At 47.5% G+C, this 1006-nt stretch carries 3 protein-coding genes; all 3 read left to right on the top strand.

All coding sequences use genetic code 11. The features are described from left to right. Window positions 1–447, top strand: a 447-nt coding sequence (locus R7E47_RS25445) for a flagellar type III secretion system pore protein FliP (protein WP_318085611.1), incomplete at its 5' end; no start/stop codon positions are given. Window positions 448–459: 12 nt separating this feature from the next. After that, on the top strand, window positions 460–729 hold the full coding sequence (gene fliQ, locus R7E47_RS25450) for a flagellar biosynthesis protein FliQ (RefSeq protein WP_318085616.1): 270 nt from the start codon (window positions 460–462) through the stop codon (window positions 727–729). After that, a partial coding sequence (locus R7E47_RS25455) for a flagellar biosynthetic protein FliR (RefSeq protein WP_318085614.1) occupies window positions 729–1006 on the top strand: 278 nt, incomplete at its 3' end. The genes fliQ and R7E47_RS25455, both read left to right, overlap by 1 nt.

The raw sequence follows: 1006 nt of genomic DNA on the forward strand, positions 1-1006 counted from the left end.
TTGACCTTCTTTGTCATGTCTCCTGTGCTCAACGAAATCAATGATACGGCTATCCAGCCATACCTCAACGAACAAGTGACAGCGCGCGAAGCATTCGATGCAGCGCAAGTGCCGATGAAGGCCTTCATGCTTAAGCAAACGCGCATTAAGGATTTGGAAACCTTCGTAAATATGTCGGGCGAGCAAGTAACCAATCCAGAAGATGTGTCGATGGCGGTGTTGATTCCCGCTTTTATCACCTCGGAGCTGAAAACGGCGTTCCAAATCGGTTTCATGTTGTTTCTGCCGTTCTTGATCATCGACTTGGTGGTGGCATCGGTTTTGATGGCCATGGGTATGATGATGCTTTCACCACTTATCGTCTCTTTGCCATTCAAGTTGGTGGTGTTCGTTCTGGTCGATGGCTGGGCGATGACGGTCGGCACTCTTTCAGCCAGTTTCGGTTAACAGGAGCCCATGATGACACCTGAATTAACCGTTACTCTATTTTCTGATGCGGTATGGCTCATCATCTTGATGGTGGCCGTACTGGTAGTGCCAGGCCTGATTGTGGGTTTGGGTATTGCCGTATTCCAAGCGGCAACGCAAATCAACGAACAGACATTGAGCTTTTTACCACGTCTGCTCGTCACTCTGTTGATGGTGATTTTTGCAGGACACTGGATTCTTCGCAAAATCATGGAGTTGTTTGATTTCTTGTTCCACAACATTCCGGGGATGATTGGCTAATGGCCATCACATTTGCAGACCTCTCCGCGATTCTCGGTCAACTTTGGTGGCCGTTTTTTCGTGTGGGAGCGGTATTTTTATCCATGCCATTTTTTGGTGATGCGTTGATTCCGATTTGGGTTCGCAGCTTATTAGCACTCTCTATCGTGGTCATCACAGCGCCATTAATGCCAACAATGCCTGCGGTTGAACTCTTCTCATTAACCTCTTTGTTTCTCGCATTTGAGCAAGCGATTTGGGGTTTGATGTTCGGTCTGATTCTGCACATGCTGTTTAA

Source organism: Vibrio sp. Vb1026, assembly GCF_033338745.1.
GTDB classification, from domain to species: domain Bacteria; phylum Pseudomonadota; class Gammaproteobacteria; order Enterobacterales; family Vibrionaceae; genus Vibrio; species Vibrio alginolyticus.